Consider the following 18,694-nt stretch of genomic DNA (forward strand, 5'->3'; position numbering starts at 1 on the left):
GAAAAATGCCAAAGCAGTATATGTCGTTTTTGAAGATGAATATCCACCGTTTCTACAAGCCCAGCAGGAAACAATCAAAAAATATGAAGAGCGTGGTGGAAGAATCGCATTCGCATCCCATGAAGTTTTGTGGTACTCCTGGCAGTATAGTTCCAATAAATCATACGATAGCACCTGGTGCAAGAATTACCTGCAAGCAAGATACAAAGCAGATCTCACAAGTACCGGGACTTTTAATATTTATGGTGTGAGTGGTGATCCGATAAGTGGACCGTATGCTGAAAACCCGGTGAGCTATACTCCCCATCGGACTGGTGCTGCGGCTGATTCATTTGATGTCGTGCCTACACCGCCCAACGGTTGGGATCCGGGTGGGACATCTTCGGTAGTCTGGCGCTGGAATGCATCAAACGGAGGCAGGGTTGGAGTGAAATGGGAATCGGGCAACAATCATGGTACAATTGGTGATGGCATATGGGGTGGTTATAAGACACGCACAATCTATAATGGATTTTCAATCACCCAGATGGATACTACAAAACTACCAGAGATTCTAAACAATCAATTTATCTGGCTCATTGGGCATGACCATCCGGATGTAGAAATATCTTCACCAATCGGTGGGCAGGTATACACCTCAAGCCCGATTAACATTGTTTGGAATGCAACCGCTTATGGTGGCGCACAGATCGATACCACCTGGATTGAATATTCATCAGATGGAGGTTCAATCTGGAATTTGGTCGCTGCTGGGACTAATCTCACCCCTCCTTATGCGTGGAATGTGAGCACATTGCCTAACGGTAATAAATATCGTGTTCGGGTGACAGTCAATGATAAAAATGTCTATCCATCTTTAAAAGGTTTTGCGGAAACCGCCAATTTCCGAATTGCGATTCCGGGTAATGATAATATCGGTCCCAAGATCCTCGCAAACTCAATAATCGTTGCTAATAACCCCAAATTTGTTACCACAACTGATACCATATTGTCCTTTACTGCAGTAGTTAGCGATTCCGATGCCGGATTTTCAACGATTAGCGCTGCAAGTTATATCGTCAAAAGTCCAAATTCATCGAGTGGCGAGGTGGCGATGCAGGCCTTGGATGGATCCTGGGATGAAGTCGCAGAAGAGGTAATCGGTAACATTAGACTTATCTATACTCCAAATACGGTGCGCATCTGTTCCCTCTTTGTGCGGGGTCGTGATAGCGGGTCCAACTGGGGCGTCTGGTTATACCGGACATTTACCTTGATTAATGGTGATATTCGACCGGTTGGAGTTGAAGAAGTAGCATCAATACCCACTGCCTATCATCTGGCTCAACCCCTGCCTAATCCAGGCAAAGGAATGATTCGCTTTGATTATGCAATTCCCAAAGAAGCCAAGGTGGATATAAAAATTTATAATTGTCTCGGGCAGGTTGTGCGGACACTCGTGGATGAAGAAAAAGAACCCGGATATTATAAGATATACTGGAACGGAAGGGATGATAAGGGTAAGGCACTTACGGCAGGGATTTATTTTTGCCGAATGACCGCAGAAGAATTTGTTGATACCCGGAAGATAATCTTATTGAAGTAAATTTTTGGTGGGATGCCCGCAGGCATCCCACCCTTTTTATAAATTTTTAAAAACCCATGTTGGTGACAAAATAGAAAATGTAGTAAATATTAAAGTTTATACAACAGGTAAATCATCAGAAATACAAAGACAATTGTTAAGATTGTAATATTAAAAAAGAGTCCGAAGGAAAGGGCGATAAATCCAAGATTTATATGGACGGTTGAAAAACCAATCTTTAAGGCATTAAAGAAAAATCCTTTTACCGGTCCAGGTGGAAAAAGACTACCAAGAAAATGGGATAATGCTGACCCGATAATGCCACCTATTATTATTCCTAAAATTATTGTTGGTAATTTTCTTTTTGCTGCCATCAATCACCCCCTTTTTGCCATAATGGCAAAACACGCAGATGAGCGCAGATTTTGACACGGATATATGCAGATATAAAAATTTTTCATAAAATAATATTTATCTTCTCTCCACATTTTGCACAATTAGAACCTTTTAAATTTTTAATCAACGCCTTGAAATACATCCTTTCAATCAATAGTGCGCCACATTTTGGACAATAGGTATTGGAACCATCCTCACCCGGCACATTTCCGAGATATACATATTTTAATTTTTTCCTTGCCTTTTCATAGGCATCAAAGAGTGTATCAATCGGCGTTGGTGGTTTGGTATATTTGTAGTTTGGATAATAGCGGGAGAAATGCAAGGGAATCTCGGGATTCACGCCCGCAACATAATCAATGAGTGCATCAATCTCATTTGGTTTGTCATTCAACCCGGTGACAACAAGGTTTGTGATCTCTATGTGACAGGATTTATGTGATATTTCGATCGTCTTTTTCACCGTATCTAAATCTCCACCCAGTTTCTTTTTATATGTATCAGGATTGATTGACTTTAAATCAATATTCATCGCATCAATGAGGGGCAAAAGTTCACGCAAAGGTTCTTCATTTATCATTCCATTTGTTACCAGGACATTCTTCCCACCATTTTCTCTTATTAGTTTTGCCGCATCAAGGAGATATTCAAACCACATCAATGGTTCGGTATAGGTATAAGAGACCCCCAAGGAAGGATGTTCTTTATAGATCTTCACAAGCATCTCTGGAGAAAGGTATTCGGTTTGTGCTTCAACCTGTGAAATCTCCCAGTTCTGACAGAATGGGCATCTCATATTACAACTATTGCAGGCAATAGAGAGAATCTGGGAACCAGGATAAAAGTGGTACAAAGGTTTTTTCTCAATCGGGTCTAAGGCTATGGAAGTAGTTTCACCGTAATCAATCGCCCAGAGTTTATTTTCTTCATTTATACGCGCCCTACAGATGCCCTTTTTGCCCGGCAAAATCTTGCATTGATGGGGGCAGAGTCGACACTGAATATATCCTTCAAATACTTCGTAATATCTTGCCTCAACCTTCATTCTGTTTCCAGCCTTTCCAGTTTATTATTTTTTTCATAGTATATTATACCTTTAATCCCCAATGAGTCAAGAAATTTTTTCCCCTTTTCTGCACCCATCACTGATACCGCAGTGGCGATACCATCAGCAAAAGTTGTGTTTTCGGCAATTATCGTAACTGAAGCAAAATCCCGCGCCGGATAACCTGTTTTAGGATCTATGATATGGGCATAACGGACTCCATCGACAATGAAGAATTTCTCGTAATCACCCGAGGTTGATAATGCACAATCGACCAGCCCAACTTTTTCAATCACACCATCCTGCCTTGGATGTTTTATTCCCACGACCCAGGGTCTGTTCTTGGGTGATTTACCAATTGCATAGACCTCACCGGCGATATTGATGATCGCCGATTTGATGTTATGTTTTCTTAAGATATCCACCACCCGGTCCGCGGCAAATCCCTGGGCAATCCCACCGAGGTCGATCTTCATATCTTCAGGAATAAAAATGGAATCACCGATTATTTTTATCTTTTTATAATCAACCAGTCTTTTTGCCCTCTCAATTTCTTTTTTCCCAGGGATCCTTTTTTCTTTACCATAAAATCCCCATATTTCAAGAAGGGGTGCGATTGAGATATCAAATTTACCATTGGTTAGATCGGAAATTGAGTCGGCCAAAAGAAAGATCGATTTTATATCAGGAGGAAGGGAAGCGCGATGTTTTATATTTATTTCACTGACTAAGCTCTTTGTGGAAAAATAATTTAAAAGTGAATCGAGGCGTTTTAATTCTTTATCGATTTCAGACAAAACTCGTTCGGAGGTACTTTTATCTGAAGAGTAGAATTTTACCATGCAGGGACCTCCCACCAATACATTCTGATAATGCCATTCATCCTCGGTTTTTGGACAGGAGAGGAGCAGTAAGAAAAGTAAGAACCAGATTCTTCTAAATCGCATTGATCAATTATAGCCAAAAACCACCTTTCGTCAATTAAACCGTTTTTTATTCGGGATGGTTTGCGGCGGTTGAAAGAGCGGACGGAAGGAATACGGATTTGCTTAAGCTTCATGCTGATGAGATGCGAAGGTGTGAAATAAATGTAAGATTTAACCACATCTCATAATATTTTCTGATAGCAGCAGAAGGGAGGATATTGTGGGTGGGCCTGTGAACGAAGTGAATATAATAAAATCCAAAATCGAAATAAACGAGTCTCGATAAAATCCGAAAGATTTTCTGGTGAGTCTATTTTGTACGCTTTGAGGCAGAGGGATATGAAAAAGTAGAAAAGGCAATTTTGTTGAGATAACTACTTCGTCCAGCCAAACCTGCGATTATCGGATAATTCTATAACCCAGAATGTACCATGTTAAACTCAGTTTTGCTCTTGACAAAGATGGAAATATATATATAATTTGGCATCTAAAGAGGAGGTGTCTAAAATGACTAAAGCACAACTTATTGATGCCATCGCCAAAAAGGCAAAGATCAGTAAAAAGGCAGCAGGTTTGGCCCTTGATGCCTTTGTCGAGGCAGTAACTGCTGCACTCAAAAAAGGTGATAGAATTACCCTCGTTGGCTTCGGCACATTCATGGTGGCAAAGAGAAAAGCACGCACCGCGAAAAATCCACAGACTGGGGAGATGATTAAGGTGCCCGCTAAGCGTGTGCCCAAATTTAAAGCCGGTCGCGAATTGAAGGCTGCTATAAAATAATTCTGGTTTTCTTATAACCAGGGGTTGGGTTTCCAACCCCTTTTTTTATCCATGAGTTAATGTAGGATACTCAAGATTGAAGCGCTTTTTGTAATATATCCTCATACTTAGAATGAGCACCATGAGGAAGGGTATATATCCCGGATAAAGGATGCAGGTGATGATAGTGAATATCAAACCAGGAAGACGGAAAGAGAGGATGGCAATTTTACGCATACTTTTTTTGTATTTTAAAAAATAAAAAGTTAGATAGAAAAATAAAGGCAGGCTAAGACCGGAGGGGATGAGGCAGATAAGATCTTGATAGAGAATAGATAAAATAAACCCGGTCAACATTAAAACCGAGGCAAGAAAATAGGCAAACTTTTCGCCCAAAAAAACCGCAGTGGTGATTTCTCCAGCCTTTTTATCTCCCTCAAGGTCTACAATGGTCGTGTTAATAAAAACGGCACAGATGCAAAAAAAATAGGGTAAAAACTTTAAACCCACCTCCCATGCAAAAGGACTTTCTATCAGCCAGCCCGCAAAGAAATTTAATATCCCATAACCGAAGCCATTACTCAGCATATCAAGTATAGGTTTTCCTTTTAATTTAAAAGGGGGTAAAGAATAGAGAATGCCCAGGGTTAGTGAGATGACCATGAGGATAAAAAAATTAATGTTCCATAAATAGGCACCGAGCAAAACTGCACTCCAGATTGAAAACATCTCAATATAAGCGTTTTTTAAAGGTAAATAATCTTCAGAGAGAAGAAACAATTTTTTATTCAAACGGTCGGTTTCAACATCGGTTATTTGATTAAGAATATACACACCTCCCATCATCAGGGTGTAAAGCATTAGGCCGATCAGAGTTTGCATATTAAACCTGTTTCCATTGGCAAGGTATTTACCGATCAGAAAGAAATTTATCACCGGGATGAGAATGAAGGGTCTTAAGATGAAAAAGTAATCAAAGATATTTTTTTTAATATTTTTCTTCAACGGGAATCAATCGAGGAGAAGTAAAAGTGCCATTACTGCCGAGCCGCAAGCCATTGCGATCAACTGGGTTAGCGAACCTAAAGCCGTTTCGCAACCTTTGAGTTCGGGAATCAAATCGGAACCCGCGATGTAGATAAAACCGCCAGCAGTGAGTGGAAGAAGAGTAATGGCATAGTCCTTTACCACGGGACCGAGGATTAAAGAAATTATCCCACCCAGAACAGCAGTAAGGGCTGATAAAAAATTCAACATGATCGCCCGTTTTAAACTCAACCCTCCATGGATAAAGACACCGAAATCGCCAATCTCCTGGGGAATTTCATGCATGATTACTGCTATAGTTGTGGCGATGCCGATATGAATGTTTACCGAATAACTGGCACCGATGATCATCCCATCGATCAAATTATGGATTAAGTCGCCCACCAGATTCATTGTAACCAGCGGATGGGGATGCTCGGGTGAGGTCGGAATGTGGCAATGGCGCCAGCGCACAAATTTTTCCAGAATAAAAAAAATGAGTATTCCAGCGATTACCAGCAGAGAGACGAGGAAACTGTTTTCAAATTCTATAAATGCCTCGGGTAGAAGATGGATGAAGGCATCGCCGAATAAAGAACCGGCGGCAAAACTTACCAGTAATAAAATGATGCGGCTTAAGGTACTGGATTTTATCGCGACAAAAAATATCCCAATGAGCGAAATGATACTAACCAAGCACACGCTCACCAGGGTGTAAAGAACCACCATAGGAATAATATTAGACTCTCATGCCTTCATTACCTTACCCGCACTCAAACAATCGGTACACACCAGCACACGCTTTATTTTACCATCTATCTTTATCCGCACCCTTTGCAGGTTGACATTAAACCGGCGTTTAGAGACATTGTGGGCGTGGCTTATTTTGGAACCGACCTGGGCTTTTTTTCCGCAAATTGCACACTTTCTCGCCATTGGCACTCCTTTCGTAAGCCAATTATAAAGAAATTTTGGCAGGTGTCAATACAACTTGATTTTTTTTGAATTCTGAATATAATCTTTTCTATGCGTGACATCCATATTTCCATAGCCGCGGAAGAGCTGTTCCGGATCGGTTCTTTCCCGGTGACCAACTCGTTGCTGGTGACCTACTTGACCATTCTGCTTTTTATTCTGATAATCTTCCTGGTGAAAAAGAATGTCATACCCAAAGGAATTCAGAATGTGGTAGAGTATCTCCTTGAATACTTCTATAATCTCATCTGTGAGGTCTTTGGAAGCGAAGAGAAAGGGCGTAAGTTTTTCCCACTGGTGATGACGATATTCTTGTTTGTTCTTTTCATCAATTGGTTTGGACTGTTACCCGGGGTGGGGACTATCGGCATTTACCGCGAAACACCGGTTCATGCGGAGGAAATGGAACATCCAGAAGGTGTCGCACCTTCCCATCCTGAATTAAAAATCCATAAAGAATTTATCCCGCTATTCAGGGGCGCTTCCGCGGATTTAAATACCACCCTTGCCCTGGCATTGATTTCGGTGATCTTCACCCAGATTTACAGTATCCAAGCCCTGGGGTTCAAGGGTTTCTTAAAACGATTTATAAAACTGAAAAATCCAATCATGTTCTTTGTCGGGATACTGGAATTGATTGCAGAATTCGCCAAGATCATTTCGTTCTCCTTCCGTCTTTTTGGAAATATTTTTGCTGGCGAAGTCCTACTCACAGTGATGCTCGTTCTGCTGCCGATACTGATTCCTGCACCATTTCTTGCCCTGGAGATCTTTGTGGGAGTAATCCAGGCAATAATCTTCTCCTTTTTGACATTATTTTTTATAAAAATTGCTACCACTGAAGAGGAACATTGAAATGCCCGCTCCGCTCTTCCTGAATGTGGGAGGAGATAGCGAGGGGTGAAAGGAGGATATATTTATGGAACCAGCAACCATGAAAACACTGGCGGCAGCACTGGCAATTGGTTTAGGTGCTCTGGGACCAGGTTTAGGCATCGGATTTATCGGTGCCAAAGCAACCGAAGCCGCGGGTCGTAATCCAGAGGCAACGGGTAAGATTCAGACACTTTTTATTCTCGCCCTTGCCTTTGCCGAGGCGATCGCTATCTATGCCTTGGTCGTTGCCTTAATTATTAAATTCTTATAATCATGGAAGCTTTGACTAAGCTTGGTATTAATCCACTTCTGCTCATCGCCCAAATCATTAACTTTCTGATATTGTTGTGGGTCTTGAATAAATTTCTCTATAAACCGATCCTCAAACTCTTTAAAGACCGTTCCAGCAAGATTGAGGAAGGCATCAAGACAGCCGAGGCTTTAAAAAAGCAGGCCGCAGAAGCCGAAGAAAAGCACCGTCAATTGATCGAAGAAGCAAAGAAGGAGGCGCACCGGATAATTGAACAGGCGACAAAACTGGGTGATGAGGAGAAGAAAAAGATTATTGCCCTGGCAAACGAAGAGGCGAGAAAGATAGTGGAAAAGACGATGCAGGAGATAAATGCTGAAAAGCAGAATATCATGGCGGAGATTAAAAAAGAGGTCGGGGCGATGGTAGTAACGCTGAGTGCAGAACTGATAAGAAAAAGACTGGATGAAAAAACCCAGCGGGAATTGATTGAAGAGGCGATAAAAGAGGTGGAGCGAGAACTTGAAAAGACAGCGACGCGAGGATAAACCATTAGAAAAAACGGTGGATAAAACCATGGACCAAGCTAAAAACCAGGATGAGATCATGGAAAAGATGCTTGGAGAATTAGAACTCGTCGATTCCTCTTTTCGTTCTTCCCTCAAATTGCGCGGTTATCTGGAGAATCCAAGGATTCCTCTTTTGGAAAAGCAGCAGACGCTTAAGGGTCTGTTTAAAGACTACATCAGCCCCCAGACCTATGATTTTATCTTTGTGCTCTTGCGTTGTAACGCCCTCTCCAGTTTGAGCGGAATATTGAGGAGTTATCAGCGCACACGGGCGGAATCCGGGATATTAGAGATTGAAGTGCGCACCGCCATACCCCTTACCTCTGAAGAGAAAGAACTTTTGACGAAGAATTTCACGCAGAAATTAAAAAAACCGGTACATATCAAAAACATCATCGATCCAGAGGTAATTGGCGGAATGGTGATAAAAAGTGGCGATATCATGATCGACGCCAGTCTGAAATCACGGATTGAGGATTTATTAAAAAATATAAGACAAGGATAAAACAATTATGAGCCAGGATATAAAAACAAGATTGCTCAACGAATTGAAAAAAGAGCTATTAGCCTTTGAAAAAAAAGTAAAGGTAGAAAGAGTAGGCACGGTCATAGAAGTTGGGGACGGTGTGGCGCAAATAAGTGGTCTCCATGATTGTTTTGCTTCCGAGATGCTGGAATTCCCCAATGGCATCTACGGCGTGGCTTTGAATCTACTTGAGGACCGCATCGGGGCGATTGTGCTTGGTGAGTATGAGAAGATAAAAGAAGGGGATATTGTAAAAGGAACTGGGCGGATCTTGGAGGTGGGAGTTGGTGAGGGACTTATCGGCAGGGTAATAAATCCACTTGGTGAACCGCTCGATGGGAAAGGGCCAGTCAAACCCACGACCTATTATCCGATTGAAAAGATTGCACCCCGGGTGGTGTTACGCGAACCCGTAAATACACCATTGCAGACCGGTATCAAGGCGATTGATAGCATGATTCCCATTGGCAGGGGTCAACGGGAATTGATCATCGGTGACCGGCAGACCGGGAAGACGGCGATTGCGATTGATACCATCATCAATCAGAAAGAAGAAAATGTGATTTGCATATATGTCTCAATCGGTCAGAAGGAATCCAAATTAGCAAGGATTGTGGCAGAACTGGAAAAATACGGGGCAATGGACTGGACGATTGTCGTGGGTGCCTGCTCTTCTGATCCAGCATCTTTGTGGTATATTGCACCGTATGCGGGTTGCGCCATGGGTGAATATTTTATGGACCAGGGGAAGGATGCTCTGGTGATATACGATGATCTATCCAAACATGCCTGGGCATATCGCCAGATTTCTTTATTATTGAGAAGACCACCAGGAAGAGAGGCGTATCCTGGGGATATCTTTTATCTCCATTCAAGGCTTCTGGAGCGGGCAGCGAAATTGAATAAAGAACATGGTGGTGGTTCGCTTACGGCTTTGCCAATAATTGAGACCCAGGCGGGTGATATCACTTCATATATTCCCACCAATGTGATTTCAATCACAGATGGTCAGATCTATCTGGAACCCGAACTATTTTATCAGGGTATAAGACCAGCAATCAATGTTGGACTCTCTGTCTCACGGGTAGGTTCGAGTGCCCAGATAAAAGCGATGAAAAAAGTTGCGGGTAAGTTGCGCTTGGACCTTGCGCAGTATCGTGAAATGGCGGCATTTGCTGAATTTGCCAGCGACCTTGATGAAGCCACCCGCAAACAATTGACCCGCGGTAAGGTAATGACCGAGATTTTAAAACAGGGACAGTATATGCCCATGCCTGTGGAAAAACAGGTGATGATAATCTATGCTGGTATCACGGGTTTTCTGGATGATATTCCGATTGAGCAGGTAAAGCGTTTTGAAGATGAATTTTTAAGATACATGGATACGACCTATCCCGAGATTGGAAAAAAGATTAAAGAGACAAAAGACCTTGATGAGGATACTGAGAAGAAACTGAGCGCTGCAATCTCAGAGTTCAAGGGGTTATTCATTAAGTAAGGAGCGGAGTTTAAAACACCATGGCTTCGGTCCGGGAGATAAAAAGACATATCAAATCGGTGAGTAATATCAAAAAGATTACCAAAACCATGCAGATGGTCGCAGGAGCAAAGATGCAGAAGACCCTCACCGCACTTTTGGCCTCCCGACCTTATGCCCAGCTTGCCTGGAATCTATTGCTCAACCTTGCTCCAAAGACACAACGCGAACTTCATCCTTTACTTAGAGTCAGGGAGATAAAAAATTCGCTGTTGGTGGTGCTGACCTCAGACCGCGGTTTATGCGGGGCATTTAATATGAATATCATCGGCGAAACCTTGAAGCAGATCAAAGACAAAGAGACGGTTGGAATCATTACGGTCGGCAAAAAGGGGCGGGATTTCTTTATCCGGCGGGGTTATAAAGTTATCGCGGAATTCACGGGTTTGGGGGCACCGGCAACATTCATCAGTATCACACCCATTGCCCAAATAATCATTGAGGAATTTACCAAGGGTAATTATGATGAGGTAAAACTTATTTATAGTGATTATGTTTCCAATGTAGTCCAGCGTCCTACCACGATTCAACTTTTACCCTTCCAGCAGGAACAACCTGAAGTTCCTTTTCTTGCTCAGTTTATCTATGAGCCCTCTCCTGCCGAGGTGATTGAAACCCTGCTTGTCCGGATAATTGAATATAAAATATATGCAGCGGTGCTGGAATCTCAAGCCTCGGAATTCTCTGCCCGGATGATGGCGATGAAGAATGCGACCGAGAATGCGGAAAATCTTATTCAAAGCCTAATTCTTTCTTACAACAAGGCACGCCAGGAAGGAATTACGAAGGAGTTGACCGAACTTTCTACCACCAAGGCAGTGATTGAAAGTTTGAAGAAATAAAAGGAGGTAAGACAAATGAATAAGGGTAGGGTTTTGCAGGTAATGGGACCGGTAATTGATGTAGAATTCACCGAAAAATTACCCGAAATCTATGGGGCTTTAAAACTATCTTTAAAAGATGGTGACCTTATCCTTGAGGTCCAACAGCATCTTGGTTATAATGTAGTAAGGACGATCGCCATGGGTCCCACTGAGGGAGTAGCACGGGGAATGGAGGTCATTGATTTGGGTGAACCGATCACGGTTCCCGTGGGACCAGAAACCCTGGGAAGGTTGTTCAATGTCCTGGGTGAACCGATTGATGAGAAAGGACCGGTGAACGGCAAATTGCGCCGTCCCATCCATTGTAAACCACCTGCTTTCAAAGAACAATCCACTAAAGTGGAGATACTCGAGACCGGTATAAAAGTCATAGATTTGATTGCACCGATTATGAAAGGTGGTAAGGTAGGATTGTTCGGTGGTGCAGGGGTGGGGAAGACGGTGGTGGTGATGGAATTGATCCGGAATATCGCGATTGAACATGGGGGAGTTTCGGTCTTTGCAGGAATCGGCGAGCGGACCCGGGAGGGAAATGACCTGTACCTGGAAATGACCCGTTCTGGGGTGATAAACAAAACCGTACTCGTCTTCGGTCAGATGAATGAACCACCCGGAGTTAGAGCACGGGTGGGATTGACCGCCCTTTCCATGGCTGAATATTTCCGGGATGTGGAACATAAAGATGTGTTGTTATTCATTGACAACATTTATCGTTTTACTATGGCAGGTTCTGAAGTCTCGGCATTGCTGGGCCGAATCCCATCCGCGGTTGGTTATCAGCCCACGCTTGCGACCGAGATGGGAGAGTTGCAGGAGCGGATTACATCCACAAAACACGGTTCGATTACTTCAGTCCAGGCTGTATATGTTCCGGCAGACGACTTAACCGACCCAGCACCAGCTACTACCTTCGGACATTTGGATTCAACCATTGTTTTATCAAGACCGATCGCGGAATTAGGCATCTATCCAGCGGTAGACCCCCTTGATTCCACTTCCACAATCCTTGACCCGCGCTTTGTTGGTGAAGAGCACTATAATGTGGCAAGGGGTGTGCAGAAGGTATTACAGCGGTATAAAGATTTGCAGGATGTGATCGCAATCTTGGGTTTTGAAGAATTATCTGAGGAAGATAAATTGACTGTGACCCGGGCAAGAAAGATTCAAAAGTTTCTCTCGCAGCCCTTCTTTGTTGCCGAAACCTTTACCGGTCGGCCTGGGCAGTATGTTCCTTTAAAAGAGACGATCCGGGCATTTAAGGCAATCCTGGAAGGTGCGTGTGATGATATACCCGAGCAGGCTCTTTATATGTGTGGAGGATTGAATATCTAAATGAAATTCCGTCTGGAAATAGTAACTCCGGAACGACTGGTATATTCTGATGATGTTGATGTTTTGACTGTTCCTACAATCCAGGGTGAGATAAGTATTTTGGCAAAACATGTGCCCCTGGTTTCGATAATCAGCCCGGGCGAGATAAAGATAAGAAGAGATAATGAGATTGAATATATGGCAATAACTGGTGGATTTGTGCAGGTATTGCCTCATAAGGTCATCATTCTCGCTGATGCGGCTGAGCGTGCTGAGGAGATTGATTTGGAACGGGCACTCAGGGCCAGGGAACGCGCCCAGAAGTTAATGGAGGAAAAGAGGGGTGATAAGATCAGCCATGCCGAAGCAATGGCAGCATTCCAGCGGGCATTGGTGCGCATAAAAGTGGGACAGAGGAAACGCAAACAAAAGTGATTATTTTATCCAGTTCAAGCGGTGGTATTCTTTATAGATCAATCCCATTACCCTTTTAGGGTTAGGGAATTCCCGCACCCATTTTAATCCTTCATTTCTCTTTTTATAGCGCAACTCCGAATTTGTAAGCAATTCATATAATACATCCTTCAATGTCTTTTTATTAGCATTGACAAAGGGATGGTTTGGTAAAAGATATTCATATTCCTTGGGGATTTCCGTTATTGTCGGGATCCCCAGGGCAAGAAACTCAAGACCACTCCGGCCATAGGCGGTTCCTGCATAATTACCGATCTGGTCGATACCAATATCACAGGTTGCTTTTAATTCCATACATTTTTTATGGGAGACTCCCTCAATGAGCAAAAATTCAAATTTGATTTCTTTCTTTAATTCTTCAATGACTTCGATTATTTCGGCAGTACCTTTAGCAGCCCGGCGGGTGGGTGAATGCCCCACCCGTAAAATCTTATTCTCCTGATCCCGAGGTTTGATCTTTGCTGCTTCAAAGGGGATGGGGACGAAGATAAGTGTGGCATCGATCTTAAGATGGTCAACCTCGGAAGTGAATTTCAATTGGGCATATTCTTTCAGGTAGGGGTTCATCCCCCATTTTCGTAAATCACTCCCAAAGAAATGTGCAACGATTTTTTTATTTTTCAATTTCTTCAATATTCTATCACCATAGATAAAGGGGACTCCTCCATCAAAATGGTAAATATCAAATGCACCCAAATCGTATTTACGCCAGAATTTATGGAGGCGGTATAACCACAAGATATCCCTGGATTTAAAGAAAAATTTTTCCCAGTTTTTTTCTCCTTTGATTTTGAATTGCAATTCAGTTGGCGGCACATTCACATCTGTTCTCTTGGAAATCCGTCGGATAAGATTTATCGGTTCAGAATTCAGTAATGGATATTTTAAAAGAATCCCATCTGGGAAACCCAATTTGGAGTGGGTCATTGTGACCAGCACTCCTTCGTCGCCGAAAAATTTGTGGGAGCGACTCAGCAGCCCCGCTACATCCTGAAAATTTTCAAAAACCAGATGGAGGATTTTCACATCAATTTTTTGAACTTAAGTTTAAGAAACTGGTGTAATTTTTTTAGTTTCTCCGGCTGGGTTATTTTTGCAATCCCGGCTTTGAGATTTTCCCAACCCTTTGTTTTCTCAGAATATATCCGGAGGGCTATCGATTCCAGTTCTTCATAACCCAATTGGGGCTGGATTAAAATGGGGATACTCCTGGGCTGCATAATTGTATCATTCCTTGGCTCATCATAGGGTTTGGTCCATTCAAAATCCGCGGGCAATAGATTATTTTTGCGGGCATAGGTCTCAAGATAGGTGCCGGGGTAAATTCGAATGCCGATTGAATATTCAATCTTACCGAACAGTTCTTTATTTTTTTCAATAAACTCAAACGTCTTTTCGACATCCGCAAGGGTTTCGCTTATATGACCGAAAGAGAAGAATGCTTTCACCTTTATTCCGATTTCTTTACATAATTCCAGCAGATTTTGTGCCTGTTCCACGGTTATTCCCCGGCGCATCAGGTCCAGAACTTTCTGACTACCGGATTCAATACCTACGCTCACAAGATAACACCCGGCCTTTTTCATCATTTCCAGTAGAGGGCCATCCACACTGCCCACCTGGATTTTACACTCCCAGGGAAAGTTTAAATTGCGGTTCAAAATTTCGGCACAAAGGGATGTGATATGTTCCTGGTCCAGGGATAGTGCGGGATCAACAAATCTAATACCTTCAAAATGGTAATCGCGTAGGAGCATTTCAATCTCATCCACCACATTCTTCGCAGCCCGAACCGTCACCAGATTATTATACAATTTACCAGTCAAACAGCAGATGCAATGGTGCAAGCAACCCCGTGAGGAACTGACCGGTGCACATTTCTTGCCGATGAAATCCATTTTTATTTGATACTTTTTCATATTTAATAGGTGGTAGGCTGGGTGTGGGAGTGAATCGAGATGCAATCTAAAAGCGGGAGGATTATCCACGGGATGACTGTCATCTCGGAAACTTAATCCTCGGATACGAGCATAATCCTGCTCGGTGCTTAATGCCTGCATTAATTCATATATTACCTCTTCACCCTCACCGCGGATTACAAAGTCAATCGCTGGAATATCACGAAGAACAGACTGGGCAGTGAAGGATGCATTTGGTCCGAGATAAATAACGATGATTTCTTTATTGAACGATTTAGCAAACTGGGCGAGACGAAAGGATTCAAATCGGTTTATGGTTGTACCCCAGATTCCCACAAATTTGGGCTGGTATAAAGAAAGCCAGTGTTCAAGACCCTTTTTTTCAATATTGAAGTCAATGATTTTGACCGAAATGCCTTTTTCTTCAAGGAAGGCTCCGATTGACGCCAGTTCTAATGGTGGTTCCTTCTCCTCCAAGGTTTTTTCTTCGGTATTTATAAAAAGAATATCATTCATTAGGGTTCTTCAACATTTGTTTCAGTCCTACCTTCAATGGAGTTTCTTTAAATCCTAGTTCACCTATGGCTTTCTGGCAATTACCACAGAGTACGGTTTTCCCGGTCTTTTTATTCTTAACAGTCCTTCCGGTGGTGGATTCAATCTCGCTTATCAACTGAGGGAGGGGCACCGGGCTACCACAGATGTTATATACAATACTCCCGGGGAGTTCGCGTAATTTAATCAAAGGTTCGATTACATCGTCAATTAATGTCGGACAGATGATGGCATAATCGGTTTCAATGATGCCGGTGTTCGTAAGGGAATCAAAAAGGTTAAAAAGATATCCTTGTTGGAGATTTTTCCCATAAGGAAAGAAAACACGGAGGATTTTCAATTCAAAATTCCGGTTGTAATAGCGGGCAATGGTCTCAGCATGAAACTTCGTGGTAGCATAAAAACTCCGGGGGTTATAAGGGGCGTTTTCATTTAAATTCTCACCCTGACCATAGATTTCGCCGGTGGAGAGAAGAATAAATTTACTTACGCCTACCTTTTTCGCCCATTCCAAAAGAAACATGGTGGTGGCAACATTGGCCATGAAGATTTTAGGGAATGGACCGCTGTATAATTCATAGACATGGAAAACATTTTTTACCTTGCGCGGCAATCCTTTTTCATAATTTAATTCTTGATCAAATTTTACAAAACCGTATTTCAAATTTATCTTGCCTAAAAAAGACATCGGCACTTCTTTCGGGCTGGGAAAGACCGTATAGACCGTCTCCCCCCGTCTTATCAATTCATTAGCCAATAATTCGCCAATACCTGTGTGACTGGTTATAAGATTGTCGATTTCCATTAACTTATTATATAAGAAAATTTCTTTAAGTCAACAATCTATGTAATTCTTGTGTAATTGCCTGGACCAATCTTTTTTTATTACAAAAGACAAAGCTCGGGACGATGTGCTTCCCGTAATATAAATTTGTCAGATTGTACTCGGTGATTCTCAAAAAATGGCGAAAAAGATAATAATCCGGAAAGGGGGGATAATTGAAAAATATCTGGGGAATATTCAGGATCGCTGTCTCAAGGGATGCCGTTCCGGAGCTGGTAATGATACACCGGCAGCGGCACATTGCCTCATATCTTTGGGATGATACTATTTTGATTCGCCTCGAAAATTCGTGGGTGAGCCAGCGGGTTAGGTCCGGAGAGAGGACTTCGGGGTGAAGAATAAACACGAATTCCCAGTTGGGGAAATTTTTAATCAATTCTTTTATTACCCTTAAATTTCTTTTTACTTGGGAGACCCTCGAACCGGGCATCACCCCAATCTCACGGGAGGGGGGTGGTTTAGTATAGTCTTTTAAAAATATAAGTAGAGGATTAGCCCAGTAAATCACTTTAAAATTCAGGGCTTTATAAAATCTATACTCAAAGGGGAAGACACTTATAATCAGGTCCACCCACTTTCTTATAAAATATTTTCTAAAAGTCCCCCATGCCCAAATCTGGGGCGGTAAAAGATAAACCGTTTTAATCCCCAGTTTTTTAGCATACCGGCAGAGCAGGAGATTAATCCCGGGGTAGGCTACAGCGATAAAAATCTCCGGTTTTAATTTAAAAAGCATCCGGCCAATTTTGTGATACATTTTGAAGTTCTTTAAAATTGATAAGATACCCGATGCAAAACCAAAGGTTTTTAAATTTTCATAATCAAAGATTAATATGACATTTGTCTTTTTTAAATTTTCACCCCCAACTCCATACAGGGTAGGGATATCCTTTAACTGGGATTTAACAAAAAGTGCCGCATATAGGTCACCCGAAGGTTCACCAGTGGAGATAAAGACTCTGGAGGGAGATTTGAAAAGAAAGTTAAATTTTAATGTAGACGTTCCAATCGGCGCAATGCTTCTTCGGGTGTGATTTTACCGTTTTCTAAATCTTCAATGATTTTTTCCTTGGAGTATTTCGGTAGCAGAAATAGATTGATTAGACCCAAAAAGATGAGAATCAAGGGCCAATCGCGCGCAAGCGAAAAAATCCCCAAGTTCCCCAGCCAGACAAAAAGGGCAAGAAAGACGATGATGACGGCGAACTTCATTTTTTCAAAATTTCTCTTAGTTTAGGGGGAATCAATTCTGGGTCAAAGTTTAACTGTCTCAATTCCCGGATGAAAATGTCTTCCTTGGTGGCATTGGAAAGATTCTCATTGATGATAAAAAATGATTTTTGTTTCACCCGGCAATACCCTCCCTGGCCAAAGAAGCGGTCGTATTTAACAATGATTGACAATTTATGGCAAAGATCTTCAAGCATCTGTAAAAGCGCGCTCTTTCTCATTTTTTACCACCAAATAATTTAGAAAAGAAACTTTCCTTTTTTGTTTGGAGTCTTTCAATCCCTTTTTTTGCTGCGGCGTTATTGCTATCCCAGTTCAGTGCCTCCTGGTAGTACTTCAAAGCCTGCTCTCGGTCGGCAATAAACTCATAAGCCAAGCCCAGGTTTACATACACCAGAGGATTGAACATCAACTTCTTTGCTGCATCATGGAGTTTTTCAAAGCCCTCTTTCTGATACTGCCGGGTGTAGACCAAAGCCAGACCGAGATAAGAAAGGTAGATTGGCTGAGGGTCATATCGGCAGGCAATCCGTAAAAGATTCACCGCCCGCCAGGGGTCTTTGTTTCTTAAGAACTCAATTGCACGGGTGAATGCATTCTTCGCCTGGGTTGTCTGGATATCTTCCCGGGGTTTTGTGCCTTTTTCCAGAGATTTGTCATACTCAGCACGTAATTTTTCATCGGAGAGCACCCGATAAGCAGCAGTGATCAATGCGAACTGTTCATTTGCCTTGCGTTTCTCCTCAGGATCGGTGAATCGATCCGGATGATACTGTTTGGCAAGCTTCATGTAGGCGCTTTTTATCTCACTTGCCGTGGCTGTGGCACTTACCCCAAGAATCTGATAATAATTTTCCATACTAATAAAATAATTATATTCAAAAAATTTGAACTGTCAATGTCCCGATTTGAATCAAAATAATCTTACCGAAGTGGGGTTATTTAATCAAAATAAAATATCTTACCCAAAACTTTTAAAACATAGGCACCCCTGGATATATTCTATCCGAAAGGAGTGCCTATGATTT

Annotated in this window: 23 protein-coding genes; 10 read left to right on the forward strand and 13 right to left on the reverse strand. The window is 42.3% G+C overall.

The window, feature by feature from the left end; translation table 11 throughout:
• A partial coding sequence (locus ABIL39_10050) for a FlgD immunoglobulin-like domain containing protein (GenBank protein MEO0166461.1) occupies positions 1–1,585 on the forward strand: 1,585 nt, incomplete at its 5' end.
• An 89-nt stretch (positions 1,586–1,674) separates the two neighbouring features.
• Here the strand turns inward: ABIL39_10050 and ABIL39_10055 are convergent.
• The 3 genes from ABIL39_10055 to ABIL39_10065 all read right to left on the reverse strand — a co-directional run bounded on the left by ABIL39_10055 (position 1,675) and on the right by ABIL39_10065 (position 3,952).
• A complete protein-coding gene (locus ABIL39_10055; protein ID MEO0166462.1) occupies positions 1,675–1,938 on the reverse strand; it encodes a hypothetical protein in 264 nt (87 codons plus the stop codon).
• Between the two features lie 83 nt (positions 1,939–2,021).
• Positions 2,022–3,005, reverse strand: a complete 984-nt coding sequence (gene amrS, locus ABIL39_10060; protein ID MEO0166463.1) for an AmmeMemoRadiSam system radical SAM enzyme — start codon at positions 3,003–3,005, stop codon at positions 2,022–2,024.
• On the reverse strand, positions 3,002–3,952 hold the full coding sequence (locus tag ABIL39_10065; GenBank protein MEO0166464.1) for an FAD:protein FMN transferase: 951 nt from the start codon (positions 3,950–3,952) through the stop codon (positions 3,002–3,004). Before ABIL39_10065 ends, amrS begins: the two co-directional genes overlap by 4 nt.
• 486 nt (positions 3,953–4,438) lie before the next feature.
• Here ABIL39_10065 and ABIL39_10070 point away from each other — a divergent pair, with 486 nt between their 5' ends.
• Complete coding sequence (locus ABIL39_10070) at positions 4,439–4,711, forward strand: HU family DNA-binding protein (GenBank protein MEO0166465.1); 273 nt, start codon at positions 4,439–4,441, stop codon at positions 4,709–4,711.
• A gap of 45 nt (positions 4,712–4,756) precedes the next feature.
• Here the strand turns inward: ABIL39_10070 and ABIL39_10075 are convergent, their stop codons facing one another.
• The 3 genes from ABIL39_10075 to rpmB are packed head-to-tail and all read right to left on the reverse strand — an operon-like array spanning position 4,757 to position 6,652.
• A complete protein-coding gene (locus ABIL39_10075) occupies positions 4,757–5,695 on the reverse strand; it encodes a UbiA family prenyltransferase (GenBank protein MEO0166466.1) in 939 nt (312 codons plus the stop codon).
• A gap of 6 nt (positions 5,696–5,701) precedes the next feature.
• Positions 5,702–6,445 (reverse strand): ZIP family metal transporter, encoded by a 744-nt coding sequence (locus tag ABIL39_10080; GenBank protein MEO0166467.1) that lies wholly within the window; start codon positions 6,443–6,445, stop codon positions 5,702–5,704.
• An 18-nt stretch (positions 6,446–6,463) separates the two neighbouring features.
• Positions 6,464–6,652, reverse strand: a complete 189-nt coding sequence (gene rpmB / locus ABIL39_10085) for a 50S ribosomal protein L28 (protein MEO0166468.1) — start codon at positions 6,650–6,652, stop codon at positions 6,464–6,466.
• 90 nt (positions 6,653–6,742) lie between these two features.
• On the opposite strand from rpmB, the gene atpB reads away from it, so the two are divergent.
• The 8 genes from atpB to ABIL39_10125 all read left to right on the forward strand — a co-directional run bounded on the left by atpB (position 6,743) and on the right by ABIL39_10125 (position 13,079).
• Entirely contained in the window at positions 6,743–7,546 is an 804-nt protein-coding gene (gene atpB, locus ABIL39_10090) for a F0F1 ATP synthase subunit A (GenBank protein ID MEO0166469.1), read from the forward strand.
• A 64-nt stretch (positions 7,547–7,610) separates the two neighbouring features.
• On the forward strand, positions 7,611–7,838 hold the full coding sequence (atpE, locus tag ABIL39_10095; GenBank protein ID MEO0166470.1) for an ATP synthase F0 subunit C: 228 nt from the start codon (positions 7,611–7,613) through the stop codon (positions 7,836–7,838).
• 2 nt (positions 7,839–7,840) lie between these two features.
• Entirely contained in the window at positions 7,841–8,365 is a 525-nt protein-coding gene (gene atpF / locus ABIL39_10100; protein MEO0166471.1) for a F0F1 ATP synthase subunit B, read from the forward strand.
• Positions 8,340–8,891, forward strand: a complete 552-nt coding sequence (atpH, locus tag ABIL39_10105; protein MEO0166472.1) for an ATP synthase F1 subunit delta — start codon at positions 8,340–8,342, stop codon at positions 8,889–8,891. The genes atpF and atpH overlap by 26 nt, the downstream gene beginning before the upstream one ends.
• Positions 8,892–8,898: 7 nt before the next feature.
• Positions 8,899–10,410 (forward strand): F0F1 ATP synthase subunit alpha, encoded by a 1,512-nt coding sequence (gene atpA / locus ABIL39_10110; GenBank protein ID MEO0166473.1) that lies wholly within the window; start codon positions 8,899–8,901, stop codon positions 10,408–10,410.
• A gap of 20 nt (positions 10,411–10,430) precedes the next feature.
• Positions 10,431–11,291: an ATP synthase F1 subunit gamma gene (gene atpG / locus ABIL39_10115; protein MEO0166474.1), complete on the forward strand. Its 861-nt coding sequence runs from the start codon at positions 10,431–10,433 to the stop codon at positions 11,289–11,291.
• A gap of 15 nt (positions 11,292–11,306) precedes the next feature.
• Entirely contained in the window at positions 11,307–12,665 is a 1,359-nt protein-coding gene (atpD, locus tag ABIL39_10120) for a F0F1 ATP synthase subunit beta (GenBank protein ID MEO0166475.1), read from the forward strand.
• A complete protein-coding gene (locus tag ABIL39_10125) occupies positions 12,666–13,079 on the forward strand; it encodes a F0F1 ATP synthase subunit epsilon (GenBank protein ID MEO0166476.1) in 414 nt (137 codons plus the stop codon).
• Here ABIL39_10125 and ABIL39_10130 read toward each other — a convergent pair whose 3' ends face one another.
• From ABIL39_10130 to ABIL39_10160, 7 genes are all read right to left on the reverse strand, one after another.
• Positions 13,080–14,045 (reverse strand): hypothetical protein, encoded by a 966-nt coding sequence (locus ABIL39_10130; GenBank protein ID MEO0166477.1) that lies wholly within the window; start codon positions 14,043–14,045, stop codon positions 13,080–13,082.
• 95 nt (positions 14,046–14,140) lie between these two features.
• Complete coding sequence (locus ABIL39_10135; protein MEO0166478.1) at positions 14,141–15,553, reverse strand: radical SAM protein; 1,413 nt, start codon at positions 15,551–15,553, stop codon at positions 14,141–14,143.
• A complete protein-coding gene (locus ABIL39_10140; GenBank protein ID MEO0166479.1) occupies positions 15,546–16,397 on the reverse strand; it encodes an NAD(P)-dependent oxidoreductase in 852 nt (283 codons plus the stop codon). Before ABIL39_10140 ends, ABIL39_10135 begins: the two co-directional genes overlap by 8 nt.
• A gap of 25 nt (positions 16,398–16,422) precedes the next feature.
• Complete coding sequence (locus ABIL39_10145) at positions 16,423–17,454, reverse strand: hypothetical protein (protein MEO0166480.1); 1,032 nt, start codon at positions 17,452–17,454, stop codon at positions 16,423–16,425.
• On the reverse strand, positions 17,427–17,648 hold the full coding sequence (locus ABIL39_10150) for a hypothetical protein (protein MEO0166481.1): 222 nt from the start codon (positions 17,646–17,648) through the stop codon (positions 17,427–17,429). The genes ABIL39_10145 and ABIL39_10150 overlap by 28 nt, the downstream gene beginning before the upstream one ends.
• Positions 17,645–17,887, reverse strand: coding sequence for a hypothetical protein (locus ABIL39_10155; GenBank protein ID MEO0166482.1), 243 nt, complete (start codon positions 17,885–17,887; stop codon positions 17,645–17,647). Before ABIL39_10155 ends, ABIL39_10150 begins: the two co-directional genes overlap by 4 nt.
• The gene (locus ABIL39_10160; protein MEO0166483.1) at positions 17,884–18,525 is read right to left on the reverse strand and encodes a DnaJ domain-containing protein; all 642 of its coding nucleotides are present in this window, start codon (positions 18,523–18,525) and stop codon (positions 17,884–17,886) included. The genes ABIL39_10155 and ABIL39_10160 overlap by 4 nt, the downstream gene beginning before the upstream one ends.
• Positions 18,526–18,694: the final 169 nt, after the last annotated feature.

Source organism: candidate division WOR-3 bacterium, assembly GCA_039802205.1.
Lineage (GTDB): Bacteria > Hydrothermota > Tepidihabitantia > SM23-42 > JAOAFX01 > JAOAFX01.

Coding starts and splice junctions, on each gene's coding strand:
- ABIL39_10055 (MEO0166462.1), bottom strand. CDS start 1,938: ATGGCAGCAAAAAGAAAATTACCAACAATAATTTTAGGAATAATAATA.
- amrS (MEO0166463.1), bottom strand. CDS start 3,005: ATGAAGGTTGAGGCAAGATATTACGAAGTATTTGAAGGATATATTCAG.
- ABIL39_10065 (MEO0166464.1), bottom strand. CDS start 3,952: ATGCGATTTAGAAGAATCTGGTTCTTACTTTTCTTACTGCTCCTCTCC.
- ABIL39_10070 (MEO0166465.1), top strand. CDS start 4,439: ATGACTAAAGCACAACTTATTGATGCCATCGCCAAAAAGGCAAAGATC.
- ABIL39_10080 (MEO0166467.1), bottom strand. CDS start 6,445: ATGGTGGTTCTTTACACCCTGGTGAGCGTGTGCTTGGTTAGTATCATT.
- rpmB (MEO0166468.1), bottom strand. CDS start 6,652: ATGGCGAGAAAGTGTGCAATTTGCGGAAAAAAAGCCCAGGTCGGTTCC.
- atpB (MEO0166469.1), top strand. CDS start 6,743: ATGCGTGACATCCATATTTCCATAGCCGCGGAAGAGCTGTTCCGGATC.
- atpE (MEO0166470.1), top strand. CDS start 7,611: ATGGAACCAGCAACCATGAAAACACTGGCGGCAGCACTGGCAATTGGT.
- atpF (MEO0166471.1), top strand. CDS start 7,841: ATGGAAGCTTTGACTAAGCTTGGTATTAATCCACTTCTGCTCATCGCC.
- atpA (MEO0166473.1), top strand. CDS start 8,899: ATGAGCCAGGATATAAAAACAAGATTGCTCAACGAATTGAAAAAAGAG.
- atpG (MEO0166474.1), top strand. CDS start 10,431: ATGGCTTCGGTCCGGGAGATAAAAAGACATATCAAATCGGTGAGTAAT.
- atpD (MEO0166475.1), top strand. CDS start 11,307: ATGAATAAGGGTAGGGTTTTGCAGGTAATGGGACCGGTAATTGATGTA.
- ABIL39_10125 (MEO0166476.1), top strand. CDS start 12,666: ATGAAATTCCGTCTGGAAATAGTAACTCCGGAACGACTGGTATATTCT.
- ABIL39_10130 (MEO0166477.1), bottom strand. CDS start 14,045: ATGACCCACTCCAAATTGGGTTTCCCAGATGGGATTCTTTTAAAATAT.
- ABIL39_10135 (MEO0166478.1), bottom strand. CDS start 15,553: ATGAATGATATTCTTTTTATAAATACCGAAGAAAAAACCTTGGAGGAG.
- ABIL39_10140 (MEO0166479.1), bottom strand. CDS start 16,397: ATGGAAATCGACAATCTTATAACCAGTCACACAGGTATTGGCGAATTA.
- ABIL39_10150 (MEO0166481.1), bottom strand. CDS start 17,648: ATGAAGTTCGCCGTCATCATCGTCTTTCTTGCCCTTTTTGTCTGGCTG.
- ABIL39_10155 (MEO0166482.1), bottom strand. CDS start 17,887: ATGAGAAAGAGCGCGCTTTTACAGATGCTTGAAGATCTTTGCCATAAA.
- ABIL39_10160 (MEO0166483.1), bottom strand. CDS start 18,525: ATGGAAAATTATTATCAGATTCTTGGGGTAAGTGCCACAGCCACGGCA.